This window comes from Pseudogemmobacter sp. TB195, assembly GCF_058313095.1.
This window is the reverse complement of sequence record NZ_JBZEGG010000125.1, coordinates 1-641: the sequence shown is the minus strand read 5'-3', so window position 1 is coordinate 641 and position 641 is coordinate 1. Positions and strand designations below refer to the sequence as shown.

At 68.5% G+C, this 641-nt stretch carries 1 protein-coding gene; it reads left to right on the top strand.

Annotated elements, in window-relative coordinates; all coding sequences use genetic code 11:
* On the top strand, positions 1-641 hold a 641-nt coding region (locus AC4FS3_RS28955), incomplete at both ends, for a pyridoxal phosphate-dependent aminotransferase (RefSeq protein ID WP_491023411.1).

The window sequence follows — 641 nt, the reverse complement described above, 5'->3', positions numbered from 1 at the left end:
CGCTGGGCCCCAGCCCCCACGCCATCGCAGCTTACCGGAACGCCGCGGACCATCTGGAAGCCTATCCCGACGGCGCCGCGACGCGCCTGCGCGCCGCCATCGGCGCCCGCTATGGCCTCGACGCCAGCCGCATCATCTGCGGCGCCGGCTCCGACGAGTTGCTCAACCTGATCGCCCACACCTATATCGGCCCGGGCGATGAGGGCCTGTTCAGCCAGCACGGCTTCCTTGTCTACAAGATCGCCATCACCGCCGCCGGCGGAACGCCGGTGGTCGCGCCGGAGCGGGATTACACCACCGATGTCGACGCCCTGCTCGCCGCCGTGACGGAGCGGACGAAAGTGGTGTTCGTCGCCAATCCGAACAATCCCACCGGCACCTATATTCCGCATGACGAAATGGCCCGGCTGCGCGCCGGCCTGCCGCCGCACGTGCTGCTGGTGATCGACGCCGCCTACACCGAATATGTCCGGGCCAATGACTACAGCTCGGGCCTGGAGATGGCGGCCAGCCTGCCCAACGTGCTGATGACGCGCACCTTCTCCAAGATCCATGGTCTGGCCGGGCTGCGCATCGGCTGGGCCTTCGGCCCGGCGGAGGTGATCGACGCGCTGAACCGGGTGCGCGGCCCCTTCAATGTC